Below are 19,214 nucleotides of genomic sequence, written 5' to 3' on the forward strand. Positions count from 1 at the left end.
CGTTGATGCAGCGGAAAGCTCGGTACAGATGGGGTTCGGCGGTCGTGTCGACGACCGCCTTCGCTTTGGCCCTGACTTCGCAGGGCGTTGCGGTCGCACTGCCCCAGGCCCCGGAGAGACCCGACCGGGGGTTCATGTCCTCATTCGAGACGGACGACCCGCTTCCGGACTGGCTGAACACCGTCGACACCGGTCCCGACGGCGCCAAGCGCGCCTCGGGCGTGGACGGCGGCTACAGCAGCGGCATACCGGGCAATGTGACGGACCAGGTCACGAACGTCCGGGCCAGCGCCGAGAACACCGGCGGCGGGGAGGTGAAGGAGAATGTGGTCGACCTCGAACCGAGCACCAAGTGGCTCGCCTTCGAGCCCACCGGCTGGGTGGAGCTCGACCTGGACAAACCCGTCAAACTGGCGCGCTACGCGCTGACCTCGGCCAATGACGCCGCTGAGCGCGACCCCAAGGACTGGACCCTGAAGGGGTCGGCCGACGGCAAGGAGTGGACGACGCTCGACACGCGCTCCGGCGAGTCCTTCCCGGAGCGGTTCCAGACGAAGACGTACGACGTGGCCGAACCCGCCGAGTACCGGCACTTCCGGCTGGAGATCACCCGGAACAACGGCGGCGGCATCCTGCAGCTCGCCGACCTGCAGCTGTCCACGGGCGGCGGCGACGGGCCGGTCCCGCCGGACATGCTCTCGCTGGTCGACCGCGGCCCGAGCGGCTCCCCGACCGCCAAGGCGGGCGCCGGGTTCACGGGCAAGCGGGCGCTGCGCTACGCCGGCCGGCACACCGCCGAGGGGCGGGCGTACTCGTACAACAAGGTCTTCGACGTGAACGTGGCCGTCGGCCGCAACACGCAATTGTCGTACCGGATCTTCCCGTCCATGGCCGACGGCGACCTGGACTACGACGCCACCAACGTCTCGGTCGACCTCGCCTTCACCGACGGCACCCGGCTGAGCGACCTGCGCGCCACCGACCAGCACGGCTTCCCGCTGACACCGCGGGGGCAGGGCGCCTCGAAGATCCTGTACGTCAACCAGTGGAACAACGTGGCCTCACGGATCGGCTCGGTCGCGGCCGGCAAGACCGTGGACCGGATCCTGGTGGCCTACGACTCGCCCAAGGGCCCGGCGAAGTTCCGCGGCTGGCTGGACGACGTCAGCATCGCCTCCGTCGCGCCCGAGCGGCCCAAGGCGCACCTGTCGGACTACGCGGTGACCACCCGCGGCACCAACTCCAGCGGCGGCTTCTCGCGGGGCAACAACTTCCCGGCGACGGCCGTCCCGCACGGCTTCAACTTCTGGACGCCGGTGACCAACGCGGGCTCGCTGAGCTGGCTGTACGACTACGCGCGGTCCAACAACGCGGACAACCTGCCGACGATCCAGGCGTTCAGCGCGAGCCACGAGCCGAGCCCCTGGATGGGCGACCGGCAGACCTTCCAGGTGATGCCGTCCATCGCCGGCGGGACCCCGGAGTACGGGCGGGAGGCGCGCGAGCTGGCCTTCCGGCACGAGAACGAGACCGCGCGGCCGTACTACTACGGGGTGCGGTTCGAGAACGGGCTGAAGGCCGAGATGGCGCCGACCGACCACGCGGCGGCCCTGCGCTTCACCTACCCGGGCGACGACGCGAGCGTCCTGTTCGACAACGTCACCGACCAGGCGGGGCTCACCCTGGACAAGGAGAACGGGATCGTCACCGGCTACTCGGACGTGAAGTCCGGGCTGTCCACGGGCGCGACCCGGCTGTTCGTCTACGGCGAGTTCGACAAGCCGGTGACCGAGGGCGACTCCAGCGGCGTCAAGGGCTATCTGCGCTTCCGGGCCGGCGACGACCGGACCGTCACCCTGCGCCTTGCGACCTCGCTCATCAGCGTCGACCAGGCCAAGGACAACCTCCGCCAGGAGATCCCGCGGGGCCGGTCCTTCGAGGCGGTCAAGAAGAGCGCCCAGCGGCAGTGGGACCGGCTGCTCGGCAAGGTCGAGGTGGAGGGCGCGACGCCCGACCAGCTGACGACCCTGTACTCCAGCCTGTACCGGCTGTACCTGTACCCGAACTCCGGATTCGAGAAGGTCGACGGCAAGTACCAGTACGCCTCGCCGTTCTCCCGCATGCCGAACCCGGACACCCCGACGCACACCGGCGCGAAGATCGTCGACGGCAAGGTGTACGTCAACAACGGCTTCTGGGACACCTACCGGACCACCTGGCCCGCCTACTCGTTCCTGACGCCCTCTCAGGCCGGTGAGCTGGTCGACGGGTTCGTGCAGCAGTACAAGGACGGCGGCTGGACCTCGCGCTGGTCCTCCCCCGGCTACGCGGACCTGATGACGGGCACCTCCTCGGACGTGGCGTTCGCGGACGCGTACGTCAAGGGCGTCGACTTCGACGCGAAGGCGGCCTACGACGCGGCCGTGAAGAACGCCACGGTCGTGCCGCCGAGCTCGGGTGTCGGCCGCAAGGGCATGGCCACCTCCCCCTTCCTCGGCTACACGAGCACCGAGACCCACGAGGGCCTGTCCTGGGCACTGGAGGGCTACCTCAACGACTACGGCATCTCCCGCATGGGCCGGAAGCTGTACGAGGAGACCGGCGAGCGGCGCTACAAGGAGGAGTCGGAGTACTTCCTGAACCGGGCCCGGGACTACGTGAACCTCTTCGACAAGAAGGCCGGTTTCTTCCAGGGCCGTGACGCCGAGGGCGACTGGCGGGTCGAGTCGTCGAAGTACGACCCGCGCGTCTGGGGCCACGACTACACCGAGACCAACGGCTGGGGCTACGCCTTCACCGCCCCGCAGGACAGCCGGGGCCTGGCCAACCTCTACGGCGGCCGCAAGGGCCTCGGCGACAAGCTCGACGAGTACCTGTCCACGCCGGAGACGGCCTCCCCCGAGTTCGTCGGCTCCTACGGCGGTGTCATCCACGAGATGACCGAGGCGCGGGACGTGCGGATGGGCATGTACGGGCACTCCAACCAGGTCGCCCACCACGCGCTGTACATGTACGACGCGGCCGGGCAGCCCTGGAAGACGCAGAAGAACGTCCGCGAGGTGCTGTCCCGGCTCTACACCGGCAGCGAGATCGGGCAGGGCTACCACGGTGACGAGGACAACGGCGAGCAGTCGGCCTGGTACCTGTTCTCCGCGCTCGGCTTCTACCCGCTGGTGATGGGCAGCGGCGAGTACGCGATCGGCTCGCCCCTGTTCACGAAGGCGACCGTGCACCTGGAGAACGGGCGGGAGCTGGTGGTGAAGGCGCCGCGCAACAGCGCGAAGAACGTCTACGTGCAGGGGCTGAAGGTCAACGGCCGCACCTGGTCGAAGACGTCCCTGCCGCATGCGGTGGTCGCCAAGGGCGGTGTCCTGGAGTTCGACATGGGTCCGCGGCCGTCGTCGTGGGGCACGGGCAAGGACGCGGCGCCCGTGTCGATCACACAGGACGACGAGGTGCCCGCGCCCCGGGCGGACCTGCTGGACGGCGACGGCGCCCTGTTCGACGACACGTCGGCGACCGACGCCGCGGTGACGTCCGTGGACCTGCCGGTCCGCGAGGGCGCGAAGGCCGTCCAGTACACCCTGACGTCGCCGGCGGACCGGACGAAGGCACCGGCCGGCTGGACGCTCCAGGGCTCCTCGGACGGTGAGACCTGGCAGACGCTGGACCGGCGCTCCGGGGAGGCCTTCGCCTGGGACCGGCAGACCCGCGCGTTCTCGGTGACGTCACCGGGGACGTACGGAAAGTACCGCTTGGTCCTCGACGGCGAGGCGACCCTGGCGGAGGTCGAACTGCTGGGCTGACGTTCCGAGTCGGGGGCCTCGTGCCCCTTCCCGTGCCCGTCCCGCCCTGGGGAGTCGACCCGGCCCGGCTGCCGCCGGACGCCGATCGGGGGTCGGCTCCCCTGGTGGAGAGGGTGCGCGGGGAGGTGGCCGAGGCCTGCCGGCGGTTCGGGGGCCGGGTCGAGCGGTACACGCCGGACGGCGGCGCGCTCGACCCGGTCCTCGCCGTCGGCGGAACCGGGGACGAGGGCCTGGGCAAGGAGGGCCTCGGTGAGGAGGGCCTCGGTGAAGAGTGCTTCCGCCTCGGGCGGGGTCGAACTGCCGTCGTAAGCGCCGGGGGGCGCGCCGAGCGCCACCCCGTCGGGACCGGCGCGGGTCACCCCGTGATCGGGGACTCCGCCGTGCAGCCGCCGGTGGTGACCAGGCCCTTTGCGCTCTGCTCCGCCAGCACCTCGCCCTTGTGGATGATCTTGCAGGTGAGCTGTGCACCCTCGGGATCCGCGGCGACCGGCATGACGGCGGTGGGCATGATGCCGCGCAGGGTGACGGTCTTCCGCCAGGGCAGTTCGGGCTTCGACACCGACTCCATCTTCGGCTCCATCGCCTTGCCGCCACCGCCGTGGTACTCGATCGAGTCGACGTTCTTCCCCGTGACCTCGTAGGTCACCTCGTACGTCTGGTCCACGGCCTCGTCCACCTGGTCGACCGCCTCCGAGCAGGCGCCGAGGCCGAACGCGAGCCCGGTCATCACGACGGAGCAGACGGTGGCACGGATGGCGTGATGCACAGGATCCCCCCGGATCATGACGGTCGGACCGGCAGCCAACCGCACCGGGCAGGCCGAGTCAACTCGGCCTGGGCGCGGCTCCGTCGGTCGTGCTACCTTCCGCAGCAAGCGGGGTGGGAGCGCTCCCACAGGGCGGACCGGAACCTGCCCTCGAGGTCGCCCCCATCCCGCCCGGCCCCGGTCCGGGCCCGGGCGGCCGGCCGTGGACGGCCCGGGATGACCTTCGCCCCGAATGTCGGGGATATCCAGGTGTGGGATTCTGTTGGTGGGTGCCCTGCCGCTCATGTGCGGCGTGGTTCCGCCATGTCGGTGTGACCCGGCGCCGCCGGTCCCGTGCCCGCGTCGTCGTCGCCTGAGTTCCGGGGACTCCCACCTGCCGGTGGCCGCGGCATGGACGGGAGGTGGATGCGGACATGCCCCAGGACGGCGAGACCCGGGCCGAGGCCCCCGGCCTTCGGGCGCCGGGGAGCGGGGACGCCGGTCCGCCCCGCCCCCTGCCGGAGCCCGCCGCGAGGGAGCGGGTGCTGGCGTTCGCCGGGGTGGAGCTGGCGGCGGTGTACGTGCGCAGCGAGGACGGGACGGAACTCCGGGTGGCGGAGTCGGCCGGGGGCGATCCGGAGCGGTACGGCCTGCCGGGCGGGGTGCGGCTGCCGGCGAGCGGCACGGTCGGGGCGAGGAGGGGACCGCGCGGGCCGGTCGCGAAGGCACCGGGTCAGGGGCACGGCAGGGAGGCCTCCGGCACGAACGCCCCTCAGCGGACGGCCGCCGCTGACGGACCCGGGCCGCACAGCGCCCCGTCCCCCGGCCCGGACGCGCCACGGCCCAAGAGCGGCATCGCCCCGGGACACGAACCACGTCCCGCCTCCTCCCCCGGCCTCGACGCGCCGCTGCCGGAAAGCCACACCGCTGCCGGACACGAACCGCCTCCCACCCCCTCCCCCGGCCTCGACGCGCCGCGGCCGGAAAGCGACGTCACGCGCGGTGTCCGGGGCGCTCCGTCCGGCTGGTCCGCGGAGGGTCGAGACCGTGCGGCCGCCGTCGTCGAGGCCTATGTGCGGGGCCGGGCCGTGTGGCTCGACGGCGGGGGGGCCGCCGCCCGGGGAGAGGACGGGGCCGCCCCCGTTCCGTTCGGGGCGGTGCCGCTGGGGGCGGCGGGTGGGTGGCTGGGCTGTCTGGCCGTGGTGGGAGAGGCCGGGAAAGGGTTCGGGGGCGAGCAGCGGGAGTTCCTGGAGCGGTACGCCGAGGCGGTGACCGGGCGGCTGCGGGGCGAGGCCGACCGGTCCGCGCCCGCCCCGCTGCTGGACTCCGCCCTGCGCGCCATGGGCGTCGGCTCCTTCGCCCTGACGCCCGGCACCGGGCTGGTCGAGACGGACCGGGCCCTGCGCGAACTCCTCGGCGTCCCCGAGGACGGATTCGACGGCAAGACCGACACCCTCCTGTCGTACAGCGTCCCGGAGGACGTCCCCGCCCTGCTGTCGGTCATCGAACCGTCCGCGCAGACCCCGGGCCGCCGCGAGCTGGAGTTCCGCATCCGCCGGCCCACCGGGGAACTGTGCTGGCTGCGCCTGGGCTGCCGCGTCCTCAAGGAGCCCGACGGTGTCCCGCGGCGGGTGCTGGGCGTGGTCACCGCGGCCCCGGTGCTGCGCCGGGGCGCCGGCGACGTCGCCCGGGTCCAGTGGCTGACGGCCGCGCTCGACGACGCGACGACCGTCCGGGACGTCAGCCGCGTGGTCGTCGCCGCCCTGCGCGAACCGCTCGGCGCGCACCGGGTGGCGCTCGCCGAGGTGCTGGAGGACCGGCTGGCGGTCACGGTGCTCGATCCGCCGGGAGCCGGCGCCTGGCCGGAGCTGTGGCGTTCCGAGTGGCGCTCGGAGTGGCCCGACGCCCCGGTGAGCGCCCTGCCCACGCTGCAGGCGGCGCTGCGGGACGGCCGGATGAGCCTGTGGCCCGCGGGCAGCGCGCTGGAACCGGGGCTCGCCGGCGTCGGCCCCGGCGGACTGGCCGTCCTGCCGCTGCCGGCGAAGAACGGCGTGGCCGGGGTGTGCCTGGTCGGCTGGGACGCCCCGCACGAGTTCGCCCCCGAGGAGCGGGCCCTGCTCACCGCGACCGCCGGCCTGGTGGGGCAGGCCCTGAAACGCGCCCACGCCTACGACGCCGAGCAGGAGCTCGCGACGATGCTCCAGCGCAGCCTGCTCCCCCGTCGCCTGCCCCGGCTGCCCGGCGGCATCGCCGTGGCCCGCTACCTGCCCGCCCGGCGCGGCCTTCAGGTGGGGGGCGACTGGTACGACGTGATCGCCCTGTCGGAGGGGAAGGTGGCCCTGGTCATCGGGGACGTGCAGGGGCACAGCGCCGGGGCCGCGACGATCATGGGCCAGATGCGGACCGCGGTCCGCGCCTACGCCGTCGAGGGGCATCCGCCGGACGTGGTCGTCGCGCACGCCAACCGGCTGCTCGTCGGCATGGAGACCGACCTGTTCGCCACCTGCTGCTACGTCGAGCTGGACCTGGAGGAGGGCAACGCCCTGTTCGTGCGGGCCGGGCATCTGGCGCCGCTGGTGCGTGATCCCGACGGCGGCACCGCGGAGATCGCGGTCGAGGGCGGGCTGCCCCTGGGGGTCCTGGCCGACGCGGAGTTCCCGCTGACGGCGCTCGCGCTCGCCCCCGGCTCGGTCCTCGTGCTGGTGACGGACGGTCTGGTCGAGTCGGCCGACCTGCACCTGGACGAGGGGATGCGGCTGGTGCGTCGGGCGCTGGCCGCGGCCGATCCCGCCGACCCGGGGCGGATGGCCGACGAACTGCTGGGCGAGGCGGGGCGCCGGGAGGACGACGTGGCCCTGCTCCTGCTGCGCTACGACGGGATGCGGGTCAGGCCGGTGCGGGCCGGGTGGGTGGTGTGGCGGCTGCCGGACGCGGTGATGCACGCGCGCCGGTTCAGCGCCCGCACGCTGCGCTCGTGGGGCGTGGTGGCCGAGGCCGACGCCGTCCTGCTGGTGGTGTCGGAGCTGGTCACCAACGCGCTGGTGCACACGCAGGGCGCGGTCCGGCTGGACCTGACCCTGGCCGCCGACCGGCTGCGGGTGACGGTGAGCGACTCCTCTCCGCGCGCGCCCGCCAAGCCGGTGGTGGTCGACTGGGAGTCGACGGGCGGGCGGGGGCTGTTCCTCGTCGAGGCGATGTCGGCGGCCTGGGGGTCGGTGCCGGTCGGCGGTGGCAAGCAGGTGTGGAGCGAGATCGTCGTCTCCCGCCCGGAGGAGGAGCCCCGGCCGGGGGCCGGGCCGCGGGCGGAGCCGGACCCGGAGCCGCCCGGGCCGGACCGGCCCGAGGACCGGCCCCGGGAGCGGACCGGCGGCTGGGGCTGGGGCATGGGCCGCACCCGCGGCCGGAACCGGGGCCGGGGCGACGGCACCGGCTCCGGCGGGCACGGTGGCGACGCGCACGGTGGCGACGCGCGCGGACGCGGTAGTGGCGGCGCGCGCGGACGCGGTGGTGACGGCGGTGGAGACGGCGAACGGAACAGCGGCCTGCGCCGGAGCCGTGTCCCCGCCTTCCGGCGGTCCGGGCCGGCGGCCGAGGACGGAGGGGTGTCGTGAGAGGGCGTGCGGGGCGTGCGGCCGCCCTGCTGATGGCGGCCGTCCTCGCGGGGGCCGGCTGCACCGGGGACGGCGGCGAGGGCCGGGACGGCCCCACCGTCGGCGTGCTGCTGCCGAGCCGTGCCGTGCCCCGCTGGGAGCAGTCCGACAAGCCCATGATCGAGAAGCGGGTGAAGGAGCTGTGCGCCGAGTGCACGGTGATGTACGCCAACGCCGAGAACGACGCGGCAAGCCAGCGGCAGCAGATGACGTCCATGATCACCAGGGGTGCCTCGGTGCTGATCCTGGACGCCGTCGACCCCGGGGCGCTGCGTTCCTCGGTGCGGGAGGCGCACCGCGAGGGCGTGCCGGTGGTGGCCTACGACCGGCTCGCCGAGGGTCCGATCTCGGGTTTCGTCAGTTTCGACGGCCATCAGGTCGGCCGGCTCCAGGGCGCGGCGCTCCTCACGGCGATGGGCGCGCGGGCCGGCGGGGGCGGTGTCGTCATGATGAACGGCGACCCGTCCAGCCCGAACGCCGCCTGGTACGAACGCGGGGCGAGATCCGTTCTGCGGGACCGGGTCCGGATCCTCAGGTCGTACCACACCCTGGGGTGGCGCTCGGAGAACGCGCACGACCGCATGTCCGCCGCGATCAGCACGCTCGGCCCGCACCGGATCGACGGGGTCCTCGCGGCCAACGACTCGATCGCCGCCGGTGTCATCGCGGCCCTCAAGAGCGCCCGGGTCTCCCCGCTGCCCCCGGTCACCGGTCAGGACGCCGACCTCGACGCCGTCAGGCGGGTCGTCGAGGGCGAGCAGTACATGACCGTCTACAAGCCCTTCCGGCTCGAGACGGACGCGGCGGCCGCGCTGGCGGTCGCGCTGGCCCGCGGCGACGACGTGGACGCGCTCGTCACGACGACCGTGGACAGCCCCACCACCCGGGACGTCCCGGCGGTGCTGCTCGCCCCGGCCGCCGTGACGCGGGACAGCATCGGCCGGACGCTCGTCCGGGACGGCGTCTACACGGTCGACCAGATCTGCACCCCCAAGCTCCGGGGCGCCTGCGACCGGATCGGGCTCACGCGGTGAGGGAGGTGGCCGCCGTGCTCCATCCGCCCGTGCTGGTGCTGCGCGGCATCTGCAAGCGGTTCGGCGGCGTGCAGGCGCTCGTGGACGTGGACCTGCGGGTCCGTGCCGGTGAGGTCGTGGCGCTGGCGGGTGACAACGGCGCCGGGAAGTCCACGCTGGTCAAGGTGATCTCCGGGGTGAGCCCGGCCGACCGGGGCGTCATCGAGTGGGAGGGGCACCGGGTGCAGATCAAGCGTCCGCACGACGCCCACAGTCTGGGCATCGCGACCGTCTACCAGGACCTCGCGATGTGCGACAACCTCGACGTCGTCGGCAATCTCTTCCTCGGCCGGGAGATCGACCGGCTCGGCGTCCTCGACGAGGTGGAGATGGAACGGCGGGCGCGCGCGCTGATGCGCACGCTGTCGATCCGCATCCCCGACGTGCGGGCGCCGGTCGCCGCGCTGTCGGCCGGGCAGCGGCAGGCCGTCGCGATCTCCCGGTCGCTGATGGCCGAGCCCAAGGTGCTGCTGCTCGACGAGCCCACCGCCGCGCTGGGCGTGGAGCAGACCAGCCATCTGCTCGACCTGATCGAGGAGGTCCGTGACCGCGGCATGGCGATCATCCTGATCAGTCACAACATGGGCGACATCAAGGCCGTGGCGGACCGGGTGGCCGTGCTGCGGCTGGGGCGCAACAACGGCCTGTTCGACGTGAGCACCGTGACGCAGGAGCAGATCATCTCCGCCGTCACCGGGGCGGCGGACAACGCCGTGGCGCATCGCGCGAGGGGCGACGAGGAGGCGTGGCCGTGACCGGCGGCGGGCCGCGGCGCGACGGGCCGGGGGCCGGGCCGGTCGCCGCCGGCCGGGAGGCGCGCGGCCGCGGCTGGCAGGAGAACCTGCGCGGGTACGCCCTGGAGGTGCGCGGGAGCGTGCGGGCGGGCGAGCGCGGGCCGGTGCTGGTCGTCGCCGGGCTGATCGTGATCTGGTGCGTCTTCCAGGCGCTGGACGACAAGTTCCTCTCGCCGCGCAACCTGTCCAACATCGGGGTGGACATCGTGGGGACCGGCCTGGTCGCCGTCGGCATCGTCTTCGTGCTGCTGATCCGGGAGATCGATCTGTCGGTGGGCTCGGTCAGCGGTCTGGCGGGTGCGGCGTTCGCCGTGCTGAACGTGAACCACGGGGTGCCGGAGTGGCTCGCGGTGGTCGTGGCGGTGGCCGCGGGCACGGCGGTGGGCGCCTTCCACGGTGTCTTCCACGCCTGGCTGGGCGTGCCCGCGTTCGTGGTGACGCTCGCGGGACTGCTCATCTGGAACGGCCTGACGCTCTACCTGCTGGGCGCGAGCGGCACGATCAACATCGACGAGGAGGGGCTGGTGGCGTCCCTGACCAGCCGGCACTTCGGCGCGGACGGGGCGGCGTACGCGGTCGCGGCGCTCGGCACGGCCGGGTACCTGCTGGCCGCGCGCCGCCGGCGCAGCCGCCACCGGGCGGCGGGGGTGCCGTACCGGCCGGAGAGCGAGATCTGGGTGCGTACCGCACTGCTCGCGGTGGCCTCCTTCGCCGCGGCCCACACCCTCAACCGCTTCCAGGGCCTGCCGCTCGCGCTGCTGATCTTCCTGGTGGTGCTGGTCGTCTCGGACTACGTGCTGCGGCGCACCCGCCACGGGCGGCGGGTGTACGCGCTCGGCGGCGGGGTCGAGGCGGCGCGCCGCGCGGGCATCGGCGTGGAGCGGGTACGGGTCGCGATGTTCATGGTGTCGGGGACGCTGGCCGCGGTCGGCGGGCTGTTCGTTGCCTCGGGGCTGACCTCGGCGAGCCCGACCACGGCCCGGGCGGCCGGTTCCGGGATGCTGCTGATCAACGCGATCGCGGCGGCGGTCATCGGCGGTACGAGCCTGTTCGGCGGGCGGGGCTCGCCCTGGTCGGTGCTGCTCGGGGTGCTGGTGATCCAGTCGATCGCCTCGGGGATGGGCCTGCTGGGGGTGGAGGACGCCGTGCAGTTCATGATCACCGGTGGGGTGCTGCTGGCCGCCGTCGCGGCCGACGCCCTCTCCAGACGGGCGGCGGCCCGGAGAGGCCACTCCTGAGGTGGGCGGAATACCCTCTATGTGTGGGTATGTGGGAGCTGGGCAAGGGCCGGGTCAGGACACGGAGCCGCCTCGTCAGGATGGCCGTGGCCGCCACGGTCGTCGCGGGCCTGGCCCTCGCCGGGTGCGGTGACACCGACCCGCCCGGCTCCGAGGAGGAGCGGGCCGAACTCAGCGTGCTCGCGACGGACGCGCCCCAGATGCAGACCCTGGAGCGGCTCACCAAGCGGCACTTCACCGCGCGCACCGGCATCACGGTCGACTACACGCTGCTCCCGGAGAACGAGGCGCGCGAGCGGATGAACCGCGAGTTCGCTACCCAGGCCGGGACCTACGACGTGGCGAGCGTCAGCGCGTACGAGGTGCCGATCTACGCGGACAACGGCTGGCTCGCCCCGCTGGACTCCTACGTGAAGGCGGACGAGGACTTCGACCAGGACGACGTCTTCCCGAACCTGGTCGCCTCCCTGACCGGGGAGGACGGCAGGCTCTACGCCGAGCCCTTCTACGGCGAGGGCTCCTTCCTGATGTACCGCAAGGACCTGTTCCGCAAGGACGGTCTGACCATGCCGCCGAACCCGACGTGGCGGCAGGTCGCCGACCTCGCGGAACAGGTCGACGGCACGGACGGCGCGAGCGGCATCTGCCTGCGCGGCCTGCCCGGCTGGGGCCAGAACCTCGCCCCGGTCAACACGGTCGTCAACACCTTCGGCGGCGCCTGGTACGACATGGACTGGAACGCCCGCCTGACCACGCCGGAGTTCCGGGAGGCCGTCGGCTTCTACGTCGGTCTGCTGCGCGAGCACGGCCAGCCCGGCGCCGACCGGATGGGCGTCCTGGAGATCCTCGACCGTTTCGTCGAGGGCGGCTGCGCCATGATGTACGACGCGACCTCCCTGGCCTCGACGATCGAGGCCGACACCTCGGCCGTCAAGGGCAAGGTGGGGTACGTCCCGGCCCCGCACGAGCGGACCGAGAAGGCCGGCTGGCTGTGGACCTGGGCGTGGGGCGTCCAGCAGGCCTCGCGGCAGAAGGACGCCGCCTGGGAGTTCATCTCCTGGGCCTCCTCCAAGGACTACCAGGAGCTGGTCGGAGAGGAACTCGGCTGGACGTCGGTGCCCGCCGGCAACCGCCGGTCGCTGTACGCCGACCCGGAGTACCAGCAGGCGGCCGGTGCCTGGTACCGGCAGGAGTACACGGCGGCCACCGATTCCGCCGACCCGCGCAACCCCGGCGTCGCCCCGCGCCCCTACAGCGGCATCGGATTCCTCGGCATCCCCGAGTTCGCCGTGCTCGGGACGGCGGTCTCGGAGCAGATCGCCGCGGCCATCGCCGGGCGGCAGTCGGTGGACACGGCCCTGGAGAAGTCCCAGGACCTCGCGCACGCCGCGGCGGCGAAGTACCGGGGGGAGTGAACGGCGCGGCGGCGAAGGCGGGGGGAACGGCGCGGGCCGCGCCCCCGGTCACCCGGGAACGCGGCCCTCGAACCGCCGTGGCCTGCCTGGCCGGTCCGCTTACTTGCGGATCAGGCTGCGCAGCACGTACTGCATGATGCCGCCGTTGCGGTAGTAGTCCGCCTCACCCGGGGTGTCGATGCGGACGACCGCGTCGAACTCGACGCCGGTGTCGGTGGTGACCTTCACCGTGCGCGGGGTGGTGCCGTCGTTGAGCTCGGTGACGCCGGAGATGGAGAAGGACTCCTCGCCGGTCAGGCCGAGGGAGTCGGCGGACTGGCCCTCCGGGAACTGCAGCGGCAGGACGCCCATGCCGATGAGGTTCGAGCGGTGAATGCGCTCGTAGGACTCGGCGATGACGGCCTTGACGCCGAGGAGCGCGGTGCCCTTGGCCGCCCAGTCGCGGGACGAGCCGGAGCCGTACTCCTTGCCGGCCAGGACGACCAGCGGGATGCCGGCGGCCTGGTAGTTCTGCGAGGCGTCGTAGATGAAGGAGACCGGGCCGCCGTCCTGCGTGAAGTCGCGGGTGTAGCCGCCCTCGGTGCCCGGCGCGATCTGGTTGCGCAGGCGGATGTTGGCGAACGTGCCGCGGATCATGACCTCGTGGTTGCCGCGGCGCGAGCCGTAGCTGTTGAAGTCGCGGCGCTCGACGCCGTGCTCGGTGAGGTACTTGCCGGCCGGGGTGTCGGCCTTGATGGCACCGGCCGGGGAGATGTGGTCGGTGGTGACCGAGTCGCCGAGCTTGGCGAGCACCCGGGCGCCGGAGATGTCCTGGACCGGGGCCGGCTCCATCTGCATGCCCTCGAAGTACGGGGGCTTGCGGACGTAGGTGGACTCGGCGTCCCACTCGAAGGTGTTGCCGGTCGGGATGGGCAGGGCCTGCCACTGGGCGTCGCCCGCGAAGACGTCCGCGTAGGACTTGGCGAACATGTCCTCGCCGATGGCGTTGGCGACGACGTCGTTCACCTCGGCCTCGGAGGGCCAGATGTCCTTCAGGAAGACCGGGTTGCCGTCCTGGTCGGTGCCCAGGGCGTCCTTGGTGATGTCCACCTTCATGGAGCCCGCGAGGGCGTACGCGACGACCAGCGGCGGGGACGCCAGGTAGTTCATCTTGACGTCGGGGTTGATGCGGCCCTCGAAGTTCCGGTTGCCGGACAGGACCGAGGTGACGGCGAGGTCGTGGTCGTTGACGGCCTTGGAGACCTCCTCCGGCAGCGGGCCGGAGTTGCCGATGCAGGTGGTGCAGCCGTAGCCGACGAGGTTGAAGCCGACCTTGTCGAGGTAGGGCGTCAGGCCCGCCTTCTCGAAGTAGTCGGTGACGACCTTGGAGCCCGGGGCGAGGGTGGTCTTGACCCACGGCTTGCGGGTCAGGCCCTTCTCGACCGCCTTCTTGGCCACCAGGGCGGCGGCGACCATGACGTACGGGTTGGAGGTGTTGGTGCAGGAGGTGATGGCCGCGACCGTCACCGCACCGTGGTCCAGCTCGTACGAGGTGCCGTCGGGGGCGGTCACGGTGACCGGGTTGGACGGGACGCCCGCACCGGTGCCGTCGGCGTGCTGCGGGGCGCCGGCGCCGTTCTCCTGGCTGCCGTAGGCCGGGGCGTCGGAGGCCGGGAAGGACTCGTCGCTGGCCTCGTCGACCGGGGAGGCCGCGGTGCCGGACTGCGGCGCGGCGGGGACCTCGACGTAGTTCAGGACGTCCTTGGCGAACTGCTGGGCGGCCTCGGCGAGGACGATGCGGTCCTGCGGGCGCTTCGGGCCGGCGATGGACGGGACGACCGTGGCGAGGTCGAGCTCCAGCTTCTCGGAGAAGTCCGGCTCGGCGGCCGGGTCGAGCCAGAGGCCCTGCTCCTTGGCGTAGGCCTCGACCAGGGCGAGCTGCTGCTCGCTGCGGCCGGTGAGCCGCATGTAGTTGATCGTTTCGTCGTCGATCGGGAAGATCGCGGCGGTGGAGCCGAACTCCGGCGACATGTTGCCGATGGTGGCGCGGTTGGCCAGAGAGGTGGCGGCCACACCCTCGCCGTAGAACTCGACGAACTTGCCGACGACGCCGTGCTTGCGCAGCATCTCGGTGATGGTGAGCACCAGGTCGGTGGCGGTGGTGCCGGGCTGCAGCTCACCGGTGAGCTTGAAGCCGACGACGCGCGGGATCAGCATGGAGACCGGCTGGCCGAGCATGGCGGCCTCGGCCTCGATGCCGCCGACGCCCCAGCCGAGGACGCCCAGACCGTTGACCATGGTGGTGTGCGAGTCGGTGCCGACCAGGGTGTCCGGGTAGGCCTTGCCGTCGCGCACCATCACGACGCGGGCCAGGTGCTCGATGTTGACCTGGTGGACGATGCCGGTGCCGGGCGGGACGACCTTGAACTCGTCGAAGGCGGTCTGGCCCCAGCGCAGGAACTGGTAGCGCTCCTTGTTGCGGCCGTACTCCAGGTCGACGTTCTGCTTGAAGGCGTCGTTCGTGCCGAACTTGTCGGCGATGACGGAGTGGTCGATGACCAGCTCGGCCGGCGCGAGCGGGTTGATCTTCGCCGGGTCGCCGCCCAGCTCCTTGACGGCCTCACGCATGGTCGCGAGGTCCACGACGCAGGGAACGCCGGTGAAGTCCTGCATGATCACGCGGGCCGGCGTGAACTGGATCTCCTGGCTGGGCTGGGCCTGCGAGTCCCAGCCGCCGAGGGCACGGATGTGGTCGGCGGTGATGTTCGCGCCGTCCTCGGTGCGGAGCAGGTTCTCCAGCAGGACCTTGAGGCTGTAGGGGAGGCGGGCCGAGCCCTCCACCTTGTCCAGCCGGAAGATCTCGTACGACTCGTCGCCCACCTGCAGCGTGCTGCGGGCGTCGAAGCTGTTCGCCGACACGACAGTCTCCTTCATTGATGTGCGCGTTCCACCACGATCCTGCCGCCCTGGCCTCTCGACCGATCCGCTAAGGTAAGGCTAAGTTAGGTAACCCTTACCAGGGTGACGGCTGCGGTGCTCCTCGGCAGATATCTCGATGTCGAGATAACTCTAGTACACCCGGGGCGGTTGGTCATGCCCGGGCGACCGTCCGCTGCCACCCGGCCGGCCGGTCCAGCCCGTCCCGCGGGACTTGCCCCATGCGGTCGTAACAATTACGGTTACGATCAGAACCGAGGGGCGAAGGAGGTGGAGCCCGACGTGAGCGCCAACAGCAGACTGACCATCGCGGCGCACGCCCTGACATGGATCGGGCTGTATCAGCGGCGCGGCCACGAGGTCGCCACCTCCGAGCAGATCGCGACGAGCGCCAACACCAACCCGGTGGTGATCCGCCGCCTGCTGGGCGAGCTGCGCAAGGCCGGCCTGGTCGATTCCCGCCGGGGGGCCGGGGCGGGCTGGATGCTCGCGCGGGACCTGGCGGCGATCACCCTGCTCGATGTCTACCGGGCGATCGAACCGGGACCGGTCTTCGCCCTGCATCGCGCGGCACCGGACCCCGAGTGCGTCGTGGGCCACGGCATCGGACCGGCGATGGCCGCCGTGTACGACGAAGTGGAGTCCGCCCTGCGCAGGGAGTTGGCCAAGACCACGCTGGAGGACGTGTTGCGGGACATCCTGCACGCCGCCTGACCTCGGACCGCCGATCTCCCTTCCCGGGGGATCGCCTTCCACGCCCACCGATGTAACCGAAGTTGTTACGTTGAGGAGTCGCAGAGTCTCCGCCGAGGGCGCCACCACCGGGGTCGGGGACGACGGCCCGCTCGGCGCCAGCACCGCCTCGACCGACATCAAGGGCACGGCACCGCCCTCCACCTGGCCGGCGGGCCACTGAGACGAAGTGACAAGTGACAAGTGACAAGTGACAAGGACAGGGACAGGGACAGGGACAGGGACAGGGACAAGGACAAGGACAATGGCGACAGACACTCAGACATCGCGAACCGTGGCCGAGAACTTCCTGCAGCGCCTCGGCGAGCAGGATCCCGACGGCATCCAGGAATTGTTCGCCGAGGAGATCGACTGGTACGTGCCCGGCAGTGACGCGCTGCCCTGGACCGGACGCCGTACCCGCCGGGAGGAGGTCGCGCCGTACTTCACCACGATGTGGCCGCACTTCGCGTCCGGCAGGAGCAAGGTCGTGCTGGAGCGCTTCATCGTGGACGGTGCTGACGTGGTGCTGCTGGCGGTCTTCACGCACACCGCCGTGGCCAGCGGCAAGGAGTTCACCACGCCGGCGGCCATGCACTTGACGGTCGAGCGCGGCCGGATCGTCCGCATGCACCTGTACGAGGACACGCTGGCCGTCGCCGAGGCGTTCGACGCCGGATGAGAGGGGGCACTCTGGGGCCCCGCGGACCGGGGCGATCCGGCCGGGCGTGCGTGCAGAGGTGCGGCGGAGACCCAGCCGAAGCCGAAACGGTTCGACGGGGCCATCGGAACGGGAACTCGGGGTAACCGAACGGAACCGGGAACCCCCGGTGACACCGAAAGGAGCCCCTGAATGCCCCTCACATTCCGTAAGAGTTTCCGGATTCTTCCCGGCGTGCGGCTCAACATCAACAAGCGCTCCTGGTCCATCACGACCGGCGGCGGGAAGAACGGCCCCCGGTACACCCGCAGCAGCACCGGACGTCGTACGACCTCGATGGATCTGCCCGGGCCCTTCGGGTGGCGGCGCACCACGACGTCCAAGCGACACTGAGGCTGCGGGGCCGGAGTGACGCCCCGTCACCCGTACGGACCCCCTCGTGCGGGCCTCATCTCATATCTGAGATAACCTGCATCGCATGGCAGACGACTACCTCGTACGCATCGGTAAGCTCATCCGTGACGCCCGGCAGCACCGGGGCTGGACGCAATCGCAGCTTGCCGAGGCGCTCGGCACCAGTCAGAGCGCCGTCAACCGCATCGAGCGCGGCAACCAGAACATCAGCCTTGAGATGATCGCCCGTATCGGGGAGGCCCTCGACAGCGAGATCGTCTCGCTGGGCTACGCCGGTCCGATGCACCTGCGGGTGGTCGGCGGCCGCCGGCTGTCCGGTGCCATCGATGTCAAGACGAGCAAGAACGCGTGCGTGGCGCTGCTGTGCGCCTCCCTGCTCAACCAGGGGCGCACAGTGCTGCGCCGCGTCGCGCGCATCGAGGAGGTGTACCGCCTCCTGGAGGTGCTGAACTCCATCGGCGTGCGCACCCGTTGGATCAACGACGGGGTCGACCTGGAGATCGTGCCGCCGGCCGAGCTGGACCTGGCGGCGATCGACGCGGACGCGGCCCGCCGCACCCGTTCCATCATCATGTTCCTCGGCCCGCTGCTGCACCGCATGGACCACTTCAAGCTGCCCTACGCCGGCGGCTGCGACCTCGGTACGCGCACCGTCGAGCCGCACATGATCGCCCTGCGCCGGTTCGGCCTGGACATCGCCGCCACCGAGGGCCAGTACCACGCCCAGGTGGACCGCTCGGCCAGCCCCGACCGCCCGATCGTCCTGACCGAACGCGGCGACACGGTCACCGAGAACGCGCTGCTGGCCGCCGCCCGGCACGACGGCATCACCGTCATCCGCAACGCCTCCTCCAACTACATGGTCCAGGACCTGTGCTTCTTCCTGGAGGCGCTCGGCGTCAAGGTCGACGGCATCGGCACCACCACCCTCACCGTGCACGGCGTGCCGACCATCGACGTCGACGTGGACTACTCCCCCTCCGAGGACCCGGTCGAGGCGATGAGCCTGGTGGCCGCGGCCGTCGTGACGGAGTCGGAGCTGACGGTCCGCCGGGTCCCCATCGAGTTCCTGGAGATCGAGCTGGCGGTCCTGGAGGAGATGGGCCTCGACCACGACCGCACGCCGGAGTACTTCGCGGACAACGGCCGCACCCGGCTGGTGGACCTGACCGTACGGCCCTCCAAGCTGGAGGCGCCGATCGACAAGATCCACCCCATGCCGTTCCCCGGCCTGAACATCGACAACGTCCCGTTCTTCGCGGCCATCGCGGCGGTCGCCCAGGGCAAGACCCTCATCCACGACTGGGTCTACGACAATCGCGCGATCTACCTCACGGACCTGAACCGCCTCGGCGGCCGCCTCCAGCTGCTCGACCCCCACCGCGTCCTGGTCGAGGGCCCCACCCGCTGGCGCGCCGCCGAGATGATGTGCCCGCCGGCCCTGCGCCCCGCGGTGGTCGTCCTCCTGGCGATGATGGCGGCCGAGGGCACGTCGGTGCTGCGCAACGTGTACGTCATCAACCGGGGTTACGAGGACCTCGCGGAGCGGCTGAACTCCATCGGCGCGCAGATCGAGATCTTCCGGGACATCTGACCGGACGGGACCGCAACACCTCCTCGCCCCCTGCCCGCACGCCCGCGGCAGGGGGCGACGCATCGGCGCTTTCAGGGCATCCGCGGCACCTCCGGCCGGACGGCAGACGCGCGCCCGGAACCGGCCCTCTCCCACCGCACCACCGGTTCCGCGCAGTGCGTGAACGACTCGGGTGG

Annotated in this window: 13 protein-coding genes; 11 read left to right on the plus strand and 2 right to left on the minus strand. The window is 71.9% G+C overall.

The window, feature by feature from the left end; genetic code table 11:
• Positions 1 to 5 precede the first annotated feature (5 nt).
• Entirely contained in the window at positions 6 to 3,806 is a 3,801-nt protein-coding gene (locus ACIGAN_RS02560; RefSeq protein WP_399854515.1) for a GH92 family glycosyl hydrolase, read from the plus strand.
• A 355-nt stretch (positions 3,807 to 4,161) separates the two neighbouring features.
• Here the strand turns inward: ACIGAN_RS02560 and ACIGAN_RS02565 are convergent, their stop codons facing one another.
• Positions 4,162 to 4,533, minus strand: coding sequence for an MmpS family transport accessory protein (locus tag ACIGAN_RS02565; RefSeq protein ID WP_399854626.1), 372 nt, complete (start codon positions 4,531 to 4,533; stop codon positions 4,162 to 4,164).
• 452 nt (positions 4,534 to 4,985) lie between these two features.
• On the opposite strand from ACIGAN_RS02565, the gene ACIGAN_RS02570 reads away from it, so the two are divergent.
• From ACIGAN_RS02570 to ACIGAN_RS02590, 5 genes are read left to right on the plus strand one after another with little or no spacing between them, the layout of a single operon-like run.
• Positions 4,986 to 8,162: a SpoIIE family protein phosphatase gene (locus ACIGAN_RS02570; RefSeq protein WP_399854516.1), complete on the plus strand. Its 3,177-nt coding sequence runs from the start codon at positions 4,986 to 4,988 to the stop codon at positions 8,160 to 8,162.
• Positions 8,159 to 9,235 carry a sugar ABC transporter substrate-binding protein gene (locus ACIGAN_RS02575; RefSeq protein ID WP_399854517.1) on the plus strand — a complete coding sequence of 359 codons (1,077 nt, stop codon included), beginning with the start codon at positions 8,159 to 8,161 and terminating at the stop codon, positions 9,233 to 9,235. Before ACIGAN_RS02570 ends, ACIGAN_RS02575 begins: the two co-directional genes overlap by 4 nt.
• A 14-nt stretch (positions 9,236 to 9,249) precedes the next feature.
• On the plus strand, positions 9,250 to 10,029 hold the full coding sequence (locus tag ACIGAN_RS02580) for an ATP-binding cassette domain-containing protein (protein WP_399854518.1): 780 nt from the start codon (positions 9,250 to 9,252) through the stop codon (positions 10,027 to 10,029).
• Complete coding sequence (locus ACIGAN_RS02585; RefSeq protein WP_399854519.1) at positions 10,020 to 11,306, plus strand: sugar ABC transporter permease; 1,287 nt, start codon at positions 10,020 to 10,022, stop codon at positions 11,304 to 11,306. The genes ACIGAN_RS02580 and ACIGAN_RS02585 overlap by 10 nt, the downstream gene beginning before the upstream one ends.
• Before the next feature lie 29 nt (positions 11,307 to 11,335).
• Positions 11,336 to 12,721: an ABC transporter substrate-binding protein gene (locus tag ACIGAN_RS02590; RefSeq protein ID WP_399854627.1), complete on the plus strand. Its 1,386-nt coding sequence runs from the start codon at positions 11,336 to 11,338 to the stop codon at positions 12,719 to 12,721.
• 99 nt (positions 12,722 to 12,820) lie between these two features.
• Here ACIGAN_RS02590 and ACIGAN_RS02595 read toward each other — a convergent pair whose 3' ends face one another.
• Positions 12,821 to 15,619, minus strand: a complete 2,799-nt coding sequence (locus ACIGAN_RS02595; protein ID WP_365738575.1) for an aconitate hydratase — start codon at positions 15,617 to 15,619, stop codon at positions 12,821 to 12,823.
• A gap of 300 nt (positions 15,620 to 15,919) precedes the next feature.
• Here ACIGAN_RS02595 and ACIGAN_RS02600 point away from each other — a divergent pair, with 300 nt between their 5' ends.
• From ACIGAN_RS02600 to ACIGAN_RS02620, 5 genes are all read left to right on the plus strand, one after another.
• On the plus strand, positions 15,920 to 16,351 hold the full coding sequence (locus ACIGAN_RS02600) for an Rrf2 family transcriptional regulator (protein WP_399854520.1): 432 nt from the start codon (positions 15,920 to 15,922) through the stop codon (positions 16,349 to 16,351).
• A gap of 70 nt (positions 16,352 to 16,421) precedes the next feature.
• Entirely contained in the window at positions 16,422 to 16,553 is a 132-nt protein-coding gene (locus ACIGAN_RS02605) for a hypothetical protein (RefSeq protein ID WP_399854521.1), read from the plus strand.
• An 81-nt stretch (positions 16,554 to 16,634) separates the two neighbouring features.
• On the plus strand, positions 16,635 to 17,051 hold the full coding sequence (locus tag ACIGAN_RS02610) for a nuclear transport factor 2 family protein (protein ID WP_399854522.1): 417 nt from the start codon (positions 16,635 to 16,637) through the stop codon (positions 17,049 to 17,051).
• A gap of 171 nt (positions 17,052 to 17,222) precedes the next feature.
• A complete protein-coding gene (locus ACIGAN_RS02615; protein ID WP_365091939.1) occupies positions 17,223 to 17,423 on the plus strand; it encodes a DUF4236 domain-containing protein in 201 nt (66 codons plus the stop codon).
• 85 nt (positions 17,424 to 17,508) lie between these two features.
• Positions 17,509 to 19,038 (plus strand): helix-turn-helix domain-containing protein, encoded by a 1,530-nt coding sequence (locus ACIGAN_RS02620; RefSeq protein ID WP_365091942.1) that lies wholly within the window; start codon positions 17,509 to 17,511, stop codon positions 19,036 to 19,038.
• The last annotated feature ends 176 nt before the right edge of the window (positions 19,039 to 19,214 follow it).

Source organism: Streptomyces sp. NPDC085931 (genome assembly GCF_044540565.1).
In the GTDB taxonomy this organism is placed as follows: domain Bacteria; phylum Actinomycetota; class Actinomycetes; order Streptomycetales; family Streptomycetaceae; genus Streptomyces.